Here is an 18,026-nt window from a genome sequence, read left to right as displayed (position 1 = left end):
ATGGCTAAGATCAAGAAGGGTGACCTGGTTCAGGTCATCACTGGCGCCAAGGCTGAGCGCGGCGGCGACCGTGGCAAGCAGGGCAAGGTTCTGCGCGTATTCCCGGACACCAACCGCGTGTTGGTTGAAGGTATTAACCGCGTGACCAAGCACACCAAGGTCGGTCAGTCGCAGCGCGGCACCAAGACCGGTGGCATCGAGGTTGTCGAGGCCCCGATCCACATCTCCAACGTGGCTTTGGTTGACCCGTCCACCAAGAAGCCCACCCGTGTTGGTTTCCGCACCGAAACCGTTGAGCGCAATGGCGTGCAGCGTGAAGTGCGCGTACGCGTGGCAAAGAGCTCAGGGAAGGACATCTAATGACTGAGACTCTCGAGACTCCGGCAACGAAGATCGTTCCTCGTCTGAAGACAAAGTACGCAGAATCCATCAAGGCGACGCTCCAGGATGAATTCAAGTACGAGAACGTTAACCAGGTTCCCCGTCTGGTCAAGGTTGTTGTGAACATGGGTGTTGGAGATGCCGCCAAGGACTCCAAGCTGATCGACGGCGCTGTCCGCGACCTCACCCTGATCACCGGCCAGAAGCCGCAGGTAACCAAGGCCCGTAAGTCGATCGCCCAGTTCAAGCTGCGCGAAGGCATGCCCATCGGCGCACACGCAACCCTGCGTGGCGACCGCATGTGGGAATTCGTGGACCGTCTGGTCACGCTGGCCCTGCCGCGTATCCGTGACTTCCGCGGCCTCAGCGGCAAGCAGTTCGATGGCAACGGCAACTACACCTTCGGTCTGACCGAGCAGGTTATGTTCCACGAGATCGACCAGGATTCCATCGACCGCGTTCGCGGTATGGACATCACGGTTGTTACCACTGCCAAGACCGACGACGAAGGCCGCGCGCTGCTCAAGGCGCTTGGTTTCCCGTTCAAAACCGAAGCTTAATTAGCTACGTAAAAGGTCCGGTTGCACTGATCCCGAGGGGTCGGCGCGAAGGAAACCGTTACGAGGAAGGGCAAGAGCCCACATGACTATGACAGATCCTGTCGCAGATATGCTTACGCGTCTGCGCAACGCAAACTCGGCATACCACGATTCCGTGTCTATGCCTTACAGCAAGCTCAAGGCACGCGTTGCCGACATCCTGAAGGCCGAAGGTTTCATCGCCGGCTGGAAGGAAGAGGACGCTGAAGTCGGCAAGAAGCTGACTCTCGAGCTCAAGTTCGGTCCGAACCGCGAGCGTTCGATCGCCGGTGTTCGTCGTATTTCCAAGCCGGGACTGCGTGTTTACGCAAAGTCCACCAACCTGCCGCACGTGCTCGGTGGCCTGGGTATCGCAATCCTGTCCACCTCTTCCGGCCTCTTGACTGACAAGCAGGCCGGCAAGAAGGGCGTGGGCGGCGAAGTCCTCGCTTACGTCTGGTAACGGGAAAGGAAGAGAATAATGTCACGTATTGGACGTCTCCCCATCACCGTTCCTGCCGGCGTTGAGGTCAAGGTTGACGGCTCTGTCGTCAGCGTCAAGGGTTCCAAAGGCGAGCTGAGCCACACTGTTGCCAGCCCGATCGAGGTTTCCCTGGAAGATGGCACCCTGACTGTCGCCCGCCCGAACGACGAGCGCGCCTCCCGTTCACTCCACGGCCTGACCCGCACCCTGATCGCCAACATGATCCAGGGTGTCACCGCAGGCTACGAGAAGAAGCTTGAAATCGTCGGTACCGGTTACCGCGTTCAGGCCAAGGGATCTGACCTTGAGTTCGCTCTCGGCTTCAGCCACCCGGTCAACGTTTCCGCACCGGCCGGCATCACCTTTGCAGTAGAGGGGCCGACCAAGCTCTCTGTCTCAGGCATCAACAAGCAGCAGGTCGGCGAGGTTGCTGCCAACATTCGCAAGCTGCGTAAGCCGGACCCCTATAAGGGCAAGGGCATTCGCTACGCCGGCGAAGTCATCCGCCGCAAGGTCGGAAAGGCTGGTAAGTAACCATGGCCATCGCAATTAACAAGAAGCGCACGAACAAGAGCAAGTCTGCTTCGCGCAGCCGCCGCCAGCTTCGTATCCGCAAGCGCATCTCCGGAACGGCTGTACGTCCTCGTCTGGTCGTCAACCGCTCCGCACGCCACGTATTCGTCCAGGTTGTCGATGACACCAAGGGCCTGACCGTGGCGAGCGCCTCCACACTGGAAGCCGACCTTCGTGCATTCGACGGTGACAAGACCGCCAAGGCCAAGCGCGTTGGCGAGCTCGTGGCCGAGCGCGCCAAGGCTGCCGGAATCGAAGCTGTTGTCTTCGACCGTGGTGGTAACAAGTACCACGGCCGGATCGCCGCCGTCGCTGACGGTGCACGTGAAGGTGGGCTGTCACTGTGACGGAAGCAAACAAGGAAAAGGACACTGTGTCTGCAGATCAGAAGGCGCCTGAAGCCGTAGCTGCTGAGGCCACTGAGACCACTGCCCCCGCAGCTGCCGATGACCGCCGTGGTGGCGCTCGTCGCGGCGAGCGTGGCGACCGTGGCCAGGGCCGCGGCGACCGTGGCGGCCGTGGTGGCCGCGATGGCGGCCGTGAAGCCGAGAAGAGCCAGTTCGTAGAGCGCGTTGTTACCATCAACCGCGTTTCCAAGGTCGTCAAGGGTGGTCGTCGCTTCAGCTTCACCGCACTCGTCGTCGTTGGTGACGGTAACGGTATGGTCGGCGTCGGCTACGGCAAGGCGAAGGAAGTTCCCGCCGCAATCGCGAAGGGCGTTGAAGAGGCCAAGAAGTCCTTCTTCCGCGTTCCCCGCGTTGGCAACACCATCCCTCACCGCGTCCAGGGCGAGGCTGCCGCAGGTGTCGTCATGCTGCGTCCGGCCTCCGCCGGTACCGGTGTTATCGCCGGTGGTCCGGTCCGTGCAGTACTGGAGTGCGTGGGTATCCACGACATCCTCTCCAAGTCGCTCGGTTCCTCGAACGCCATCAACATCGTTCACGCGACTGTTGACGCCCTGAAGCGCCTCGAAGAGCCGGCAGCCGTGGCAGCACGCCGTGGCCTGCCGCTGGACGAGATTGCTCCGCAGGCACTGGTGCGCGCACTGCTGAACCAGAAGGCAGGTGTCTAAGTAATGGCTAAGAACCTGATTCCCTCCGACGCCCAGTTGGAGATCACTCAGATCAAGTCCGTCATTGGCGGCAAGCAGAACCAGCGCGACACCCTGCGGTCCCTCGGCCTGAAGCGGATCGGACACACCGTTGTCCGCACCGCCGACGTCGTGACCGTTGGAATGCTCAACACGGTTCCGCACCTGGTAAAGGTAGAGGAGGCGAAGTAAATGGCAGAGAAGAACACCGCCGAAAAGGCACAGAGCGCCGCAGCTGAGAAGCAGAGCGCGCTGAAGGTTCACCACCTGCGTCCCGCCCCGGGTGCCAAGACCGCCAAGACCCGCGTTGGTCGTGGTGAAGGTTCCAAGGGTAAGACCGCTGGTCGCGGTACCAAGGGTACGAAGGCCCGCTACCAGATCAAGGCTGGCTTTGCCGGCGGCCAGCTGCCGCTGCACATGCGCCTGCCGAAGCTGCGCGGCTTCAAGAACCCGTTCCGGGTTGAGTTCCAGGTTGTTAACCTGGACAAGCTCAACGAGCTGTTCCCGGAAGGTGGCGCTGTCACTGTGGAGAACCTGGTTGCAAAGGGCGCGGTTCGCAAGAACCAGCCCGTGAAGGTGCTTGGCACCGGAGACATCACCGTCAAGGTTGACGTCACCGCCCACGCTTTCTCAGCCAGCGCCGCTGAAAAGATCGCCGCAGCAGGCGGAAGCACCACCGCTCTCTAGGAGATTCCCCTCCAGGAGACAGTGGGCTGATGCCCGTTGTTGAAACTCCCGGCACGGGGGCCGAGGCCCCCGCGCCGGGAGTTTTTCATATCCGCACGTTTCGCGGATTGTTCGCATAGCGCAATCAACCGTTAGACTCGGTTGTTGGGTTTATTGACCTGCATCACCAGACTTATTAACTACTGAGGAGGACGCTTGCTTAGCGCATTCGGCCGGGCGTTTCGAACGCCTGATCTGCGACGCAAGTTGTTGTTCACGCTGGGAATCATCACAATCTTCCGCTTGGGAGCTTTCATCCCCTCGCCTGGTGTGAGCTACCAGAATGTCCAGCAATGCTTGTCGGAGGGGCAGACCTCGGGCGGGATCTACCAGCTCGTCAATCTTTTTAGCGGCGGTGCATTGCTGCAGGTCTCCATCTTTGCTTTGGGAATCATGCCGTACATTACGGCCAGCATCATTGTGCAGCTGCTCCGGGTAGTCATTCCCCGGTTCCAGGAGCTGTACGAAGAAGGCGCTTCGGGGCAGTCCAAGCTGACGCAGTACACGCGTTACCTCACGATTGCACTCGGCCTGCTGAACGCCACGACCCTGGTGTCCCTGGCCCGTTCCGGCCAGTTGCTCCCCGGTTGTGCGTTGCCCATCATCCCGGACAACAGCGTCATCACCACAATCCTCATCATCATCACGCTGACGGCCGGCACCGGCCTCATCATGTGGATGGGCGAGCTCGTCACGGAAAAGGGCGTGGGCAACGGCATGTCCCTGCTCATCTTCACCGCCATCGCCGCCGGCTTCCCCACCTCACTCGGTGCCATCTGGACCTCGCAGGGCCCGGGCACGTTCTTCATGGTCCTGGCCATCGGCCTGCTGACGGTCGCGCTCGTCGTCTTCGTGGAGCAGTCCCAGCGCCGCATCCCGGTGCAGTACGCCAAGCGGATGATCGGGCGGCGGACCGTGGGCGGCACAAGCACCTACATTCCCATCAAGGTGAACATGGCCGGCGTTATCCCGGTCATCTTCGCCTCGTCCATGCTCTACCTGCCGGCGTTGATCTCCCAGTTCAACCAGCCCCAGGCCGGACAGCCGATTCAGCCGTGGGTTGAGTGGATCAACAACAACCTCACGCGCGGGGACCACCCCATCTACATGGCGCTCTACTTCGCCATGATCGTTTTCTTTACATACTTCTACGTCGCGATCACCTTCAACCCTGAAGAGGTCTCGGACAACATGAAGAAATACGGCGGCTTCATCCCGGGTATCCGTGCCGGCAAGCCGACCGCGGATTACCTGCAGTACGTCCTCTCGCGGATCACGCTGCCCGGCGCCATTTACCTTGGCTTCGTGGCACTGATCCCGCTGGTGGCGCTCGTGCTGATCAACGCAAACCAGAACTTCCCGTTCGGTGGCACCTCGATCCTGATCATGGTGGGCGTTGGCTTGGAAACCGTCAAGCAAATTGACGCGCAGCTACAGCAGCGTCACTACGAAGGGCTATTGCGATGACCAGAATGTTGATTATCGGACCTCCGGGTTCCGGCAAGGGTACGCAGGCGGAACGCATCTCGGAGCGCCTCGGCGTTGTTGCGATCTCCACCGGCGACATCTTCCGAGCGAACGTCAAGGGTGAAACGCCGCTCGGTATCGAAGCGAAGAAGTACATGGACGCGGGGGACTTTGTTCCGGACAGCGTGACCAACAAGATGGTTCGCGACCGCCTCAGCGAGCCCGACGTCGAGGACGGCTTCCTGCTGGACGGCTACCCGCGCACCACGGCACAGGTGGAGTACCTGGACGAGATCCTGGCCAATGGTGACCAGCGGCTCGACGTCGTCCTGCAGCTGACTGCTGACGACGAGGAACTCGTTGCACGCCTTCTGGGCCGTGCCAAGGAAACCGGCCGCAGCGACGACAACGAGGCCGTCATCCGCCACCGCCTGGACCTGTACCACGAGCAGACGGAGACCGTTGTGGCCAAATACGCCGAGCGCGGGATCCTCACCCAGGTGGACGGCATTGGCGCCATCGACGAGGTCACCGACCGCGTCATGCAGGCCATCAAAGAGGCTCAGGCCGCCTGATTCAGTAACAACGCTATGAGGCTCCTCCCGGTTCGTTGGGAGGGGCCTCCGGCTTTTAGCCCTCAGCCCGGCCAGCACTGCAGTTTGGCCGGCGGAGGCATCATCGAGAGGAAGCACCGCAGATGGCATTCGGCCAGCCACGGATCGAGTACAAGACCAACGCCCAGATGCGCACCATGCACGAGGCCGGGCTGGTCCTGAGCCGCGCCCTGGACGCTGCCGTTGCCGCAGCCGCACCGGGGGTCACCACCAAGCAGCTCGACGACGTGTTCGCGTCCGTGCTCCTGGAGGCAGGCGCCAAGTCCAACTTCCTGGGCTACCACGGCTTCCCGGCCAGCATCTGCACGTCCGTGAACGAAGAGGTGGTCCACGGCATCCCCGGCCCCAGGGTCCTGCAGGACGGCGACATCATCTCGATCGACGGCGGCGCGATCGTGGACGGCTGGCACTCGGATTCCGCGCGCACGGTGATCGTGGGCACGGCCGACCCCGAGGACCAGAGGCTCTCCGATGTCACGCAGGCGGCCATGTGGCGGGGGATTGCCGCGCTGGCGACCGGCAAGTTCGTGGGGGACATTGGCTGCGCCGTGGACGACTACGTCTCGGCCGTCCCGGGCAAGCCGCTGGGCATCCTCGAGGACTACGTGGGCCACGGCATCGGCTCAGAGATGCACATGGCCCCGGACGTGCTCAATTACCGCACCACGCACCGCGGCCCGAAGATCCGCCCCGGGCTGTGCCTTGCGATTGAACCGATGCTGGTGCGCGGCAGCATCGAAACGGCTGTCCTGGACGATGACTGGACCGTGGTCACCACCGACGGCATGCGCTCCTGCCAGTGGGAGCATTCCGTAGCTGTCCATGAGAAGGGCATCTGGGTGCTTTCGGCACCCGACGGCGGCGCCGCCCAGCTTGCGCCGCTCGGCGTTGTTCCCGTTCCGATTCCTTAGCGCCGACTTCCGAATGGGTGGACGTTGGCCGGCGGGCAGGGGGCAGAATGGGAGCCATGAACGCCAACGGGGCAGCGGGAGCGACGGGAACGATTACTGACGTGCCGGGCCTGCGGGTCGGTCACCAGCAGAAGTCCGGCGGCGGCTGGCTGAGTGGCGTGACGGTGGTCCTGCCGCCGCCGGGGACCGTCGGCTCGGTGGATGTCCGCGGTGGAGGTCCCGGCACCCACGAGATCGATGCGCTGGACCCCACAACACTCGTGGCCACCGTGGACGCCGTGGTGCTCACCGGCGGAAGCGCCTACGGCCTGGTAACCGCCCACGGCGTCCAGCGCTGGTGCGAGGAGCAAGGACGCGGTTTTGAAGTCACCGGCGGGGTGGTTCCGATCGTCCCGGCCGCAGCTATCTTCGACCTCGGCCGCGGCGGCGACTTTTCCGCCCGCCCCGACGCCGACATGGGCTATGCGGCAGCTGTTGCGGCCGGAGCCCAGAAGGACAGGCACGACGTCGAACGCGGCAATGTGGGAGCCGGCACCGGGGCGGTCATGGGCCGGGGCACGTTCAAAGGGGGAGTGGGCACAGCCTCCGTCACTTTAGACAATGGGGTCGTTGTCGGGGCTCTAGCGGTAGTCAATGCGGTAGGACTGCCGTTCACCACGCCGGTCGGGGCTGTCGAGGCCAGGGCTCCGGATGATTTCGACAAGCTCAATCAGCGGGAACAGCCGCCACCCCTCAACACCACCCTCGTCGTTGTCGCCACCAATGCCGCCCTCGACGTGGCCGAGTGCAAGCGGACCGCCTCCGCCGCGCACGCCGGACTGGCCAGGGCACTGAACCCCAGCCATACCCTGGCGGACGGGGACACGGTGTTCTGCCTGGCCACCGGGGAGCTCACGTTGGACCGGAGCACGGAAGCTGCCCGGCAGCTGAGTCTGATCACCCTGCAAAGTGCGGCAGCCGACGTCGTACGTTTGGCGATCCTGGACGGGGTCGGCAGCGCGGTGGCCGTCACAACGGAGGCAGGAACATTTGATGCGTACAGTTTCTGATGCGTGCAGCGGCATTGTGCGCTACCATGGCTGGATTTAACATTCCGGACCAAATGCCGTAATGTTGCTTGTTGGTTGTCTGCCCTGCCACGCCCATTTGTGGCCGGAAGGCGACGATCAATCAAATCAAAAAAACGTCCGCAGTCATGCCCGGTGCAATCCGGAGGGCTGAGGCAAACAACAGTTAGCGGAGGATATGGCCAAGAAGGACGGGGTCATAGAGATCGAGGGCGTAGTGACTGAGGCGCTGCCCAACGCGATGTTTCGCGTTGAGCTCACCAACAAGCACGTCGTTCTGGCACACATCTCTGGAAAAATGCGTCAGCACTACATCAGGATTCTCCCTGAGGACCGCGTAGTGGTGGAGCTGAGCCCTTACGACCTGACACGTGGTCGTATCGTCTACCGCTACAAGTAAACGTTGGGCGGCCAGAGCAACTGCCGAAGGCCGGTCCATCGGACCAACTGCTATCACGCAAAGGAACGCCATGAAGGTCAAGCCGAGCGTCAAGCAGATCTGCGAAAAGTGCAAAGTGATCCGCCGTAATGGCCGGGTCATGGTGATCTGCGAGAACCCGCGCCACAAGCAGCGCCAGGGCTAATTCCCTTCCGGGAATCCCTGGGTTGCTAACCCACGCAAGTAAATAAAAGGCAGCACAAGCTGAATTGGGACGTATGGGCCTGGACAGCTAACCCCCGGTCGGAGGCTGGGGCCGCACTGAAAGTGCGGGTGTACTGCCTACGACCTCCGGTTTATTCAAGGAGCACTGCCACTATGGCTCGTCTCGCTGGCGTAGACATTCCCCGCGAAAAGCGGCTGGAAATTGCGCTTACTTACATCTACGGCGTGGGCAAGACCCGTGCACACGAAACCCTGGCTGCCACCGGCATCAGCGCTGACGTCCGCGTAAAGGACCTCAGCGACGCCGAACTGGTCCAGCTGCGTGACTACATTGAAGGCAACTACAAGGTTGAGGGTGACCTTCGCCGCGAAGTAGCAGCAGATATCCGCCGCAAGGTAGAAATCGGCAGCTACGAAGGCCTGCGCCACCGCAAGGGCCTGCCCGTACGCGGACAGCGTACGAAGACCAACGCACGTACCCGCAAGGGCCCGAAGCGTACCGTCGCCGGCAAGAAGAAGGCCCGTTAATCCCTGAGGGATTAGCTCGGTTTTCCCCCGATAACTTTCTGTAGGAGAAAAAATGCCCCCGAAGACTCGTGGCGCGGTTCGCAAGCCGCGTAAGAAGGACAAGAAGAATATCGCGCTTGGCCAGGCGCACATCAAGAGCACCTTTAACAACACCATCGTGTCCATCACGGACCCGTCCGGTGCTGTCATCTCCTGGGCTTCCGCCGGTGAGGTTGGATTCAAGGGCTCACGTAAGTCCACCCCGTTCGCTGCACAGATGGCTGCCGAAGCTGCCGCCAAGCGTGCACAGGAGCACGGCCTGAAGAAGGTTGACGTGTTCGTGAAGGGACCGGGATCCGGACGCGAGACCGCGATCCGTTCGCTGCAGGCTGCTGGCCTCGAGGTTGGCTCCATCCAGGACGTCACCCCCGCCGCGCACAACGGCTGCCGTCCGCCGAAGCGCCGCCGCGTCTAAGCCTTTTCCGCGTATGAGCTTGCCCGGACCGATAGCGGTCCGGGCAAGCCCAGCGCGTTAAGTCTTCAGACCGATTTTCCACCACCTGTGTTGCGTCATATAGCGGATGCTCGCCGAAAGGAAACCTAAGTGCTCATTGCACAGCGCCCCACCCTCTCCGAAGAGGTCGTCTCCGATAACCGCTCCCGTTTCATCATTGAACCGCTGGAGCCGGGCTTCGGTTACACACTCGGAAACTCCCTCCGCCGTACCCTGCTCTCCTCCATTCCCGGTGCCGCTGTAACCAGCATCCGGATCGATGGCGTGCTGCACGAGTTCACCACGGTTCCGGGTGTCAAGGAAGATGTCACCGAGATCATCCTGAACATCAAGAACCTGTCCGTGTCCTCCGAACACGACGAGCCGGTTGTTGCTTACCTGCGCAAGCAGGGACCCGGAGTCGTCACCGCCGCGGACATCGCTCCGCCGGCCGGCGTCGAATTCCACAACCCGGATCTGCACATTGCCACGCTGAACTCGAAGGGCAAGTTCGAACTCGAACTCACCATCGAGCGCGGCCGCGGCTACGTTTCGGCAGCTCAGAACAAGTCCGGCGACGCAGAGATCGGCCGCATCCCGGTCGACTCCATCTACTCGCCGGTGCTGAAGGTTACTTTCCGCGTGGAAGCCACCCGTGTTGAGCAGCGCACTGACTTCGACAAGCTCATTGTCGACGTCGAGACCAAGCAGGCCATCGCCCCGCGCGATGCCGTTGCTTCGGCAGGTACCACCCTGGTGGAACTGTTCGGTCTGGCCCGCGAGCTGAACACCGCAGCTGAAGGTATCGAGATTGGCCCGTCGCCGACGGATGCTGCCCTGGCAGCAGACATGGCTCTGCCGATCGAGGATCTGGACCTCACCGTCCGTTCCTACAACTGCCTCAAGCGTGAGGGCATCCACACCGTGGGTGAACTCGTTGCCCGCTCCGAGGCTGACCTGATGGACATCCGTAACTTCGGTGCCAAGTCCATCGATGAGGTCAAGGCAAAGCTGGTTGAACTGGGACTGTCCCTCAAGGACTCGCCTCCCGGCTTCGACCTCGCTGCCCGCGCCGCAGCCATCGAAGAGGACGACGCCGCTTTCAGCGACGACGAGCTCTAACAAGCAGATCTTGGCCGGCGGGCTGGATGCACCATGGTGTGCGCAGCCCACTGGCTTCCATATGAGGAGAAACAATTATGCCTACCCCCACTAAGGGTCCGCGCCTCGGAGGCGGCCCGGCTCACGAGCGTCTCATGCTCGCGAACCTGGCAGCAGCACTGTTCGAGCACAAGCGGATCACCACCACGGTGACCAAGGCCAAGCGCCTGAAGCCGTACGCAGAGCGCCTGGTGACCTTCGCCAAGCGCGGCGACCTCGCTTCCCGCCGTCGTGTACTCGGCCTGATCAGCAACAAGGGCGTCGTCCACGAGCTGTTCACCGACATTGCACAGGCAGTGGAGAACCGCGACGGCGGCTACACCCGCATCACCAAGATCGGCAACCGCAAGGGCGACAACGCCCCCATGGCTGTCATCGAACTGGTTCTGGAGCCGGTTTCCGCCAAGCAGGCCGTTGTAGCCGAGGCTACCCAGGCTGCTGCCAAGGCTGCCCCGGCTGCCGAGGAAGCCCCCGAGGCCGAGGTCGCTGAGACCGAAGCTCCCGAAGCTGCTGAGGCCGAAGCTGCAACCGAAGAGGCTCCGGCCGCTGAGGAAGCTCCTGCTGAGGAAGCTGCTGACGAGTCCGCAAAGGACGCGAAGTAATTCGCTGATTCCTTCGCATAGACTTAAGTCTATGAACGATCAAAAACCCGCGGCCCCCGTTTTGGGGGGCGGCGGGTTTTTGCGTATCCGGCTCGATTTGGCGTACGACGGCGGCCCCTTCAGCGGGTGGGCCCTGCAGCCTGGTCTTCGTACAGTTCAGGGCACCCTGGAGGCGGCGCTGGAACTGCTCGTCCGCCGGCCGGTCCGGGTGACCGTGGCCGGCCGCACCGACGCCGGCGTCCACGCCCGCGGCCAGGTGGTCCATCTCGACCTGACGGAAGCCGAGTGGCGGGGACTGAACCGCGGTGCGGAACTCGATCCCGCCGTCGCGCTTTTGCGCCGTTTGCGTGGCGCGTTAAGCCGGGGGCTGGGGGACCTGACCGGAGCCATCGTGGTGCATCAGGTTTCGGTTGCGCCGGAAGGTTTCGACGCCCGCTTCTCGGCGCTGTGGCGCCGCTACAGCTACCGGATCGCGGATGGCCCGGCGCTGTGGGATCCGCTGGGCCGGTATGACACCCTGTGGCACAAGTCCCCACTGGACGTGGACCTCCTGAATGAGGGCGCGTCCAAGCTGCTGGGCCTGCAGAACTTTCTGTCCTACTGCAAGCCGCGCGAGGGTTCCACCACCATCCGGGACCTGCAACGCTTCGAATTCGCCCGCGGAGAGGACGGGGTCATTGTCGCCACGGTGCAGGCGGATGCGTTCTGCCACAACATGGTGCGCGCGCTGGTGGGGTCCGCTCTGTACGTGGGCGAGGGGCTGGAACCCCCGGGATGGCTGCACGAGCGGCTGCTGATGAAGAAGCGCGACGCCCGCTCCGTGCTGGCGGCGCCGCACCCGCTGGTGCTGGAGGAAGTGGCTTACCCGTCGGACGGCGAACTGCTGGCGCGGGCGGAGCTGACGCGGGCCTTGCGGGAGTAAGTAAGTCGTCTGCGGCGGAAGCTCGGGGACGATGCCCGTTCACCGAGGTGGCTCAAGACCGTCCGCGGTGCTGGCTACACCTTGGCATAAGTTGCAGGCTTCGGCTGCGCCCAAGTGAACGGACCCCTACAAACGGGGGGTGGCCGGGAGAACTGCAGGAAAATACCAAGGGCGCAGGCGCACGGTAGAAGCATGAAATCACTATCAAGCGACGAGGTTGTTGCAGTCCGTGGCGTACTCACCGATACGCACCCGGTCGATTTCTATGCGCTTGGCGTCGCGGGGGCGATTGACCGTTTGACCCTACCACTGCGCGAACACGGGATCACGGTGCGGCTGGAGACTCCGCATCACGGGATGGAAGTGGACCGGAAGTCAGCAACGCTGCTGTACCGGGCGGCGCAGGAGCTTCTCAGCAATGTCTATAAGTTTGCCGAGGCGTCCGCAGTGACCATTCGGCTGGGCTGTGTGAGTCATCCCGCACTCTGCCACGAGGTCCAGTTGAAGGTGACCGACAACGGGGTCGGCTTCGACGTCCAGGCCGCGACGCAGGGCAGGCATACCGGAATGGGGTTGCGGCTCATGCGGCTCGCCATGGAAACGGCAGGCGGTCAGATGACTGTTGCCTCGTCATCCGACACAGGAACGTGCGTGACAGTCTGTTTGCCCCTGGATTAACCGCTGGAGCGTGCTGCCCCGGAAGAGTCGGCCGCAGCCAACTTCTTTGGCTCGCCAGGCTCTGTGGAAGGTTCGCGGGGCAATGTCATCGTGAAGGTGGTGCCTGCTCCAGGCTTGCTGACGCACGAGATCTTGCCGCCATGCCGCTCCACAATGGTCTTCGTGATGGAGAGGCCGAGGCCCACGCCCGGAATTGATGCCTGTCGGGCTGCCTGACTCCGGAAGAACCTGGTGAAGATCCGTGGCGCTTCGTCTTCGCTGATGCCCATCCCGGTGTCCTGGACTTCGAGCTGTACCCCGGTGTCGCTGCTCCGGGCAGTGACGGTGACGGCACCGCCGTCGGGAGAATATTTGATGGCGTTGGAGACCAGGTTGTCGAGGGCCTGGGAGATCCGGAGCGGATCGGCATAGGCCCACAGCGGAACGGGGACATCAGTACGGAGGGACACGTGGGTCGCGTCAGCCTGGGCTTGGGCGGAGCCAATGCTTGTTTCAATGAGGCCGGAGAGATCGGTCCGCCGTGGATGAACGGCCAGAACTGTTGACGCCGAGACCAGGAGGTCCGAGACGAGGGCAAGAAGCCGCTCGGCGTTGCGCTGCACTACTTGCAGCCGTTGGACGGCGAGGGAGGACAGTGCATCAGCTTCGTCCAGCACCAGGTCAACGTTGCCGAGAACTGACATCAGCGGGCTTCGGAACTCGTGCGAGACGTTGGAGATCAGCTCCTCCTTAACACCCAGCGCGTCCACGAGGCCTGTGACATCGCTGTAGACGATAACAGCGCCGTTGAACACGCCGTCGTCGTTCTGAATGACACGGGCCGCTGTTGACAAGGCGCGTTTTCTGTTTCCTTCACCCAACCAAATGAGATAGTCGGCGAACGTTTCGCCGGCAACAGCGCGGCTGATGGGGCGTTTGTCTATAGGCAGCGGCGTTATCTTGTCCTGGGCAAACATGAGCTGCCGGGCTTCTTCCGATAGCGTTTCCGTCTCTGCCGGAGAAGCCCCCCGATAGAACTCTTTTTGCCGGTCGTTGACCAGCAGGATTTTGCCGTCGCCGTCGACGGCAACAATGCCGACGTCGATCGTGTCCAGCACGGTTTTTAGGAGCCGTTCGCGATTCCGGCTCTCGACGAGCAGTTCACGGAGTTCAGCGTCCTTCTTTTCCAGCCGCTGGCGCTGCATCCGGACATTGACGCTAGCGAAACGGATTGCCAGCGAGACGGCGAGCATCATGAGGGGTAGCAGAATGGCGCCCGTGACTTCCGAAGCTGAAAGGTTGGGATACTTCTGAATTAGCGGGGGGGCTGTGATGAGCAGGGGGCCAAAAAAGCTCAGGATTATGGTTCCGCGTGAGAACGAACCCGAGGCGGACAGCCAGATCACAGGAAATATCGCCAGCAGCGCAAGCCCTCCAATGGCCGGTGTTGCGCCATTGCGGGCAAGCCCGATCACGAAAAGATCGAGAACCGGAATTATCAGATAGGCGTCTGGCGGCAAGCGTTCCCAGGGAATGAGGAAACAGGCCAGGAACAACAGGCCGATCAGGACGATGGAGGCGATAAAGACGGCATTCGCAAGCACCGCGGGCCACGCGAAGGGGGCAGCAATAACGATCGCCGCCATAATGATTGTCAAAGGAAGTTGGCAGAGAGCTACCTGGATGCGGGGTCCGAGCCGTTGGAAGAACCCTTCACTCCGGACCAGCAACTGTTCACCCATCGCGACCGCACCCGATCGCATGACGATTGTTTGAATTCGAGACCAGTATTCGATTAAACCCACCCATGAAGCCATTATGCACCGTTGGATCAAGAGTAGTAGATGAACATTGGGAACGAATGTGTGGAGACTCAGCAATTTAGCGGAATTTTGGCGCCGCCCTGCCTGAGATCTTGTAGCGTGGGTAATCTGGTATTGCTTCCGCATTCGCGCTGGGCGACGCGGTTGTTTCCGGATAGGGGTAGATATGGGCGAGCTGGGTGTAGCCCTTGTGATCGAGGACGACGATGACGTCCGTAATCTCGTCGATGCAGTACTTCAGCAGGCTGGTTTCGAAGTTTATTCCGCGGGAACTGGGCGGGAAGGCGTGGAGGTTGCCCGCCAGCATCAGGCGAGTATCATCACGCTCGATGTCGGTCTCCCGGATATTGACGGCTTCGAAGTGCTTCGCAGGCTCCGGCAGTTCAGCGACGCCTACGTAGTAATGCTGACCGGGCGAGATGACGAATTAGACACCATCACGGCTCTTCAGGGCGGTGCAGATGATTACATCACCAAGCCATTCCGGCCACGGGAGCTGAGGGCACGGATCTCCGCAATGATGCGCCGTCCCCGCCAGGCCGGGCAGGAGGAATCACCGTCACCGGTGGCGGCTGGGGAAGCGCGCGTTCGCGTTTCCTCCAACAATGGTGTTTTGGTCCATAATGGCCTGGCCTTGGACATGAAGACACGCACGGTCTCATTGAAGGGCACGCCTGTAGGGCTCACCCGGAGTGAGTTCGACCTTCTTCAGGATCTGTTGAAGGGAACCGGGGCCGTCCGCACCAGGGCGGATCTGGTTCGAGTTGTTCGGGGAGAGTACTACCGGGACGACACGTACATCAGCGAAGCGGACGAACGCGCGGTCGAAGTCCACATTGGGAACCTCCGGCGGAAGCTGCGGGAGGACCCGAATGAGCCGCGATGGCTTGTGACAGTTCGTGGCGTCGGTTATCGGCTTGCACCAAAAAGGCCTGAGTAACCGGGCGCTGTTTTACCAGTGCTGTGTTACCGGTCGCCTCTGAGGTAGTCGTGCTGAATTGCCCTGATCGTTTCAGCACCCTCTTCAGCGACGGCCGGCAACAGGCTTCTGGCGGAACGCATGTCCCCGCATTGAATGATCTGCAGCAGTTTCACGGCCAACACAGATAGCCGTACGGCTCCGACCATCGCAGATGAGTTCTTGAGACTGAGGCCTGCGTCGAGGGCTGCCTCACGATCGTCGCTGTTGACAGCGAAAGTCAGCCTGTCGAGGCGCTGCTTCCAGAGGCCGATGTAGTCCTGGGCAAAACTGCGTGCGACGGACGGACTGTCGAAGTCCTCTTCGAGGTCTGCGAGTATCCTCAGATCCAACACTGGTGGTGTTCCTTGTCCGGATTCAGTAATCATGGCATGGCCCTGCCCGGGTGCGGCATGCAGGCATTCGAGGCTCGAATCGCCGTCGCTTGAGCCGGACCCTGAACTGGACATGTACTAAGGCTAGTTTCCAAACCTGTAAAAACCTTGAACCCCGGGAGATCCTGCGCCAACCCTGAGGGTCTGTTGAGTCTAGCTTCTTGGTTGACGCTGCTCTGCTTCATTACTGCCCGCTAAAGGTTTCGATGGCGTTGATGACGGCCGGTCCCAGGATGGCGATGAACAGGACCGGGAAAATGAAAAAGAGCAGCGGGAACAGGATCATCACCGGCAGCTTCATTGCTTTTTCTTCGGCCCGTTGCCGGCGCTTGACGCGCATTACTTTTGCCTGGATTCGGAGCACCCTGCTGATGGCGATGCCGTACATGTCAGCCTGGACGATGGCCTGGACGAAGCTGCGAAGTTCAGGGACACTTGTCCGTTCTGCAAGGGCAAGGTACGACTCGCGGCGGCTGCGGCCCACCTGCATGTCCTGCAGGGTTCGCACAAGCTCCTCCGCCAGCGGTCCCTTGCCGTTCTCGCCGGCTCGGGCCATGGCACCCTCGAAGCCGAGCCCGGCTTCAACCGAGATCAGCATCTGGTCCAGCGTGTTGGCCAGTTCAAGCTGCAGGGCCTTTTGCCGCTCCTGACCCTTGCTGTACAACAGCAGGTCCGGTATGAAGTACCCCAGCACCAGGATAAAAAGACCCACGAGCTTGAGCATCGGCGTCGTGCTGATGGCACTGACATAAGCTCCGAGCAGTCCACCTGCCAGGCCAAGCGCGGGCTTGGCAGCCAATACCCGGCCTAGCGGAAGCGACTCTGGGCGGCCAGCGAGGGACAGCAACCGATCCAATTTGGCAACGTAGGCAGGAGGGGTGAGCCTGCGGCCCAGTTGTTCCAGGAAGCTGTTCTGTTGGCGTTCTTCCTCGTCTGGAGACTGGGCCCCGCGGGACAGCATCTCCCGGACCACGGTCCGGGCTTTTCGGTCGACGGACAGCATCCGCCACACCAGGTAGGACGAGGGCAGGCAGATCAACAAAATCGCGAGAAGGATTAACGGTTCCATCGTGCGGCTCAGAACTTGAGGTCAATAATTTTGCGCATCCACAGACCTCCCACAGTCATCAGAATGACGGAAAGCGCGATCATGCCCCACCCCAGGGGATGGCTGAACATCTTGTCCATATATTTGGGGTTGACCAGCATGAGCATGGCCACGATACCGACCGGCATGGCCATGAGGATGTAGCCGGAGAATTTTCCTTCAGCGGCCAGCGCCTTAATGTGGCCCTTGATTTCGCTGCGTTCGCGGATGGTTTCCCCTACCTGGTCGAGGACCTCGGCAAGGTTGCCACCCACCTCTCGGTTGATTTGGATCGCCTGGGCGATCCAAACGAAGTCCTCGTTCCGCATGCGGTCGGCCGTGTCATTGAGGGAGGACAATAAATCCCGTCCAAGGCTGGTCTCGGTGATGACCCGTCGCATTTCCTCGGACGTCGGGCTCTGCGATTCTGAAGCCGCGGCGTCGATGGCCCGAAGGATGCTGTGGCCTGCGCGTAAACCGCCGGACAACAACTGCAGGGTATCGCCCAATTGCTCATCGAACTTATTCCGCCGTTTGCCTGCCAAGAATCCGAGCGTCAGATGGCCCACGAACGGAGCTAAAAGTGGAAGCAGTAACGCCAGAACGATGCCCCCAACGACAAAACCCGCGAGAACTCCCACGAAGGCGCCCGCAAGGATCAGGATGAAGAATTCGGCCTGGCTCAACTTCAAGCCGGCGTTTTCCAATACCTCCCGGTTGAAGAACTTGACGCTCCTTCCAGCGAGGAATTGGTCTACCGATTCCACAGCTGACCCTGCAAAACGGGTCAGCTGAGAGTTCTTAGCAAACGCATACGGCCTCCGGCGTTCCAACGGGACAGTTGGCGTGCGGGGGATAAGCAGTGCAACTGCGCCGAGCGCGAAGGCGGCAACAAACAGGGTGATTCCGGCGAAGAGCATCATGGA

26 protein-coding genes are annotated in these 18,026 nt (G+C 61.6%); 22 read left to right on the top strand and 4 right to left on the bottom strand.

The features are described from left to right. The 21 genes from rplX to J7E80_RS10015 all read left to right on the top strand — a co-directional run bounded on the left by rplX (position 1) and on the right by J7E80_RS10015 (position 12,858). Positions 1–360: a 50S ribosomal protein L24 gene (rplX, locus tag J7E80_RS10115; protein ID WP_215051329.1), complete on the top strand. Its 360-nt coding sequence runs from the start codon at positions 1–3 to the stop codon at positions 358–360. Further along, a complete protein-coding gene (gene rplE, locus J7E80_RS10110) occupies positions 360–941 on the top strand; it encodes a 50S ribosomal protein L5 (protein ID WP_215051328.1) in 582 nt (193 codons plus the stop codon). Before rplX ends, rplE begins: the two co-directional genes overlap by 1 nt. An 82-nt stretch (positions 942–1,023) precedes the next feature. Further along, the gene (gene rpsH, locus J7E80_RS10105; protein WP_018769139.1) at positions 1,024–1,422 is read left to right on the top strand and encodes a 30S ribosomal protein S8; all 399 of its coding nucleotides are present in this window, start codon (positions 1,024–1,026) and stop codon (positions 1,420–1,422) included. Between the two features lie 18 nt (positions 1,423–1,440). Next, complete coding sequence (gene rplF, locus J7E80_RS10100) at positions 1,441–1,977, top strand: 50S ribosomal protein L6 (RefSeq protein WP_215051327.1); 537 nt, start codon at positions 1,441–1,443, stop codon at positions 1,975–1,977. A gap of 2 nt (positions 1,978–1,979) precedes the next feature. Beyond that, a complete protein-coding gene (gene rplR, locus J7E80_RS10095; RefSeq protein ID WP_011692796.1) occupies positions 1,980–2,363 on the top strand; it encodes a 50S ribosomal protein L18 in 384 nt (127 codons plus the stop codon). Beyond that, a complete protein-coding gene (rpsE, locus tag J7E80_RS10090; protein ID WP_215051326.1) occupies positions 2,360–3,088 on the top strand; it encodes a 30S ribosomal protein S5 in 729 nt (242 codons plus the stop codon). The genes rplR and rpsE overlap by 4 nt, the downstream gene beginning before the upstream one ends. A 3-nt stretch (positions 3,089–3,091) precedes the next feature. After that, positions 3,092–3,298 carry a 50S ribosomal protein L30 gene (gene rpmD / locus J7E80_RS10085; RefSeq protein WP_215051325.1) on the top strand — a complete coding sequence of 69 codons (207 nt, stop codon included), beginning with the start codon at positions 3,092–3,094 and terminating at the stop codon, positions 3,296–3,298. Further along, the gene (gene rplO, locus J7E80_RS10080) at positions 3,299–3,793 is read left to right on the top strand and encodes a 50S ribosomal protein L15 (RefSeq protein ID WP_215051324.1); all 495 of its coding nucleotides are present in this window, start codon (positions 3,299–3,301) and stop codon (positions 3,791–3,793) included. It abuts the gene before it with no gap. Between the two features lie 195 nt (positions 3,794–3,988). Further along, positions 3,989–5,299 (top strand): preprotein translocase subunit SecY, encoded by a 1,311-nt coding sequence (secY, locus tag J7E80_RS10075; RefSeq protein ID WP_215051323.1) that lies wholly within the window; start codon positions 3,989–3,991, stop codon positions 5,297–5,299. 5 nt (positions 5,300–5,304) lie between these two features. Next, the gene (locus J7E80_RS10070; RefSeq protein ID WP_215051439.1) at positions 5,305–5,874 is read left to right on the top strand and encodes an adenylate kinase; all 570 of its coding nucleotides are present in this window, start codon (positions 5,305–5,307) and stop codon (positions 5,872–5,874) included. A 122-nt stretch (positions 5,875–5,996) separates the two neighbouring features. Further along, complete coding sequence (map, locus tag J7E80_RS10065) at positions 5,997–6,824, top strand: type I methionyl aminopeptidase (protein ID WP_215051322.1); 828 nt, start codon at positions 5,997–5,999, stop codon at positions 6,822–6,824. A gap of 56 nt (positions 6,825–6,880) precedes the next feature. Next, positions 6,881–7,873, top strand: coding sequence for a P1 family peptidase (locus J7E80_RS10060; RefSeq protein ID WP_215051321.1), 993 nt, complete (start codon positions 6,881–6,883; stop codon positions 7,871–7,873). 196 nt (positions 7,874–8,069) lie between these two features. Further along, positions 8,070–8,291, top strand: coding sequence for a translation initiation factor IF-1 (gene infA / locus J7E80_RS10055; RefSeq protein ID WP_011775571.1), 222 nt, complete (start codon positions 8,070–8,072; stop codon positions 8,289–8,291). Between the two features lie 70 nt (positions 8,292–8,361). Further along, positions 8,362–8,475 carry a 50S ribosomal protein L36 gene (rpmJ, locus tag J7E80_RS10050; RefSeq protein ID WP_009358722.1) on the top strand — a complete coding sequence of 38 codons (114 nt, stop codon included), beginning with the start codon at positions 8,362–8,364 and terminating at the stop codon, positions 8,473–8,475. A 173-nt stretch (positions 8,476–8,648) separates the two neighbouring features. After that, a complete protein-coding gene (gene rpsM / locus J7E80_RS10045; protein WP_090950898.1) occupies positions 8,649–9,023 on the top strand; it encodes a 30S ribosomal protein S13 in 375 nt (124 codons plus the stop codon). A 52-nt stretch (positions 9,024–9,075) separates the two neighbouring features. Further along, positions 9,076–9,477 (top strand): 30S ribosomal protein S11, encoded by a 402-nt coding sequence (gene rpsK, locus J7E80_RS10040; protein WP_102973678.1) that lies wholly within the window; start codon positions 9,076–9,078, stop codon positions 9,475–9,477. 129 nt (positions 9,478–9,606) lie between these two features. After that, positions 9,607–10,617 carry a DNA-directed RNA polymerase subunit alpha gene (locus J7E80_RS10035; RefSeq protein WP_056626606.1) on the top strand — a complete coding sequence of 337 codons (1,011 nt, stop codon included), beginning with the start codon at positions 9,607–9,609 and terminating at the stop codon, positions 10,615–10,617. 77 nt (positions 10,618–10,694) lie between these two features. Continuing rightward, positions 10,695–11,258: a 50S ribosomal protein L17 gene (rplQ, locus tag J7E80_RS10030; RefSeq protein WP_215051320.1), complete on the top strand. Its 564-nt coding sequence runs from the start codon at positions 10,695–10,697 to the stop codon at positions 11,256–11,258. 31 nt (positions 11,259–11,289) lie between these two features. Continuing rightward, positions 11,290–12,180, top strand: coding sequence for a tRNA pseudouridine(38-40) synthase TruA (gene truA / locus J7E80_RS10025; RefSeq protein ID WP_215051319.1), 891 nt, complete (start codon positions 11,290–11,292; stop codon positions 12,178–12,180). A gap of 9 nt (positions 12,181–12,189) precedes the next feature. Next, positions 12,190–12,270: a winged helix-turn-helix domain-containing protein gene (locus J7E80_RS24255; protein ID WP_215051438.1), complete on the top strand. Its 81-nt coding sequence runs from the start codon at positions 12,190–12,192 to the stop codon at positions 12,268–12,270. Between the two features lie 102 nt (positions 12,271–12,372). Beyond that, positions 12,373–12,858, top strand: coding sequence for a sensor histidine kinase (locus J7E80_RS10015; RefSeq protein ID WP_215051318.1), 486 nt, complete (start codon positions 12,373–12,375; stop codon positions 12,856–12,858). On the opposite strand, the gene J7E80_RS10010 is transcribed toward J7E80_RS10015, so the two are convergent. Further along, on the bottom strand, positions 12,855–14,495 hold the full coding sequence (locus tag J7E80_RS10010; RefSeq protein ID WP_311380797.1) for a PAS domain-containing sensor histidine kinase: 1,641 nt from the start codon (positions 14,493–14,495) through the stop codon (positions 12,855–12,857). The two genes, J7E80_RS10015 and J7E80_RS10010, sit on opposite strands and share 4 nt — an antisense overlap. Positions 14,496–14,826: 331 nt before the next feature. Between J7E80_RS10010 and J7E80_RS10005 the strand changes: the two genes are divergently transcribed. Further along, positions 14,827–15,600, top strand: coding sequence for a response regulator transcription factor (locus J7E80_RS10005; RefSeq protein WP_215051317.1), 774 nt, complete (start codon positions 14,827–14,829; stop codon positions 15,598–15,600). Positions 15,601–15,626: 26 nt separating this feature from the next. Here the strand turns inward: J7E80_RS10005 and J7E80_RS10000 are convergent, their stop codons facing one another. From J7E80_RS10000 to J7E80_RS09990, 3 genes are all read right to left on the bottom strand, one after another. Beyond that, positions 15,627–16,088, bottom strand: coding sequence for an Hpt domain-containing protein (locus J7E80_RS10000; RefSeq protein ID WP_215051316.1), 462 nt, complete (start codon positions 16,086–16,088; stop codon positions 15,627–15,629). Between the two features lie 109 nt (positions 16,089–16,197). Beyond that, positions 16,198–17,082, bottom strand: a complete 885-nt coding sequence (locus J7E80_RS09995; protein ID WP_215051315.1) for a type II secretion system F family protein — start codon at positions 17,080–17,082, stop codon at positions 16,198–16,200. An 8-nt stretch (positions 17,083–17,090) separates the two neighbouring features. Beyond that, positions 17,091–18,023: a type II secretion system F family protein gene (locus J7E80_RS09990; RefSeq protein WP_215051314.1), complete on the bottom strand. Its 933-nt coding sequence runs from the start codon at positions 18,021–18,023 to the stop codon at positions 17,091–17,093. Positions 18,024–18,026 lie beyond the last annotated feature (3 nt).

It is taken from the genome of Arthrobacter sp. ISL-28 (assembly GCF_018613875.1).
Classification (GTDB): Bacteria; Actinomycetota; Actinomycetes; order Actinomycetales; family Micrococcaceae; genus Arthrobacter.
This window is presented reverse-complemented; position numbering and strand designations above follow the sequence as displayed.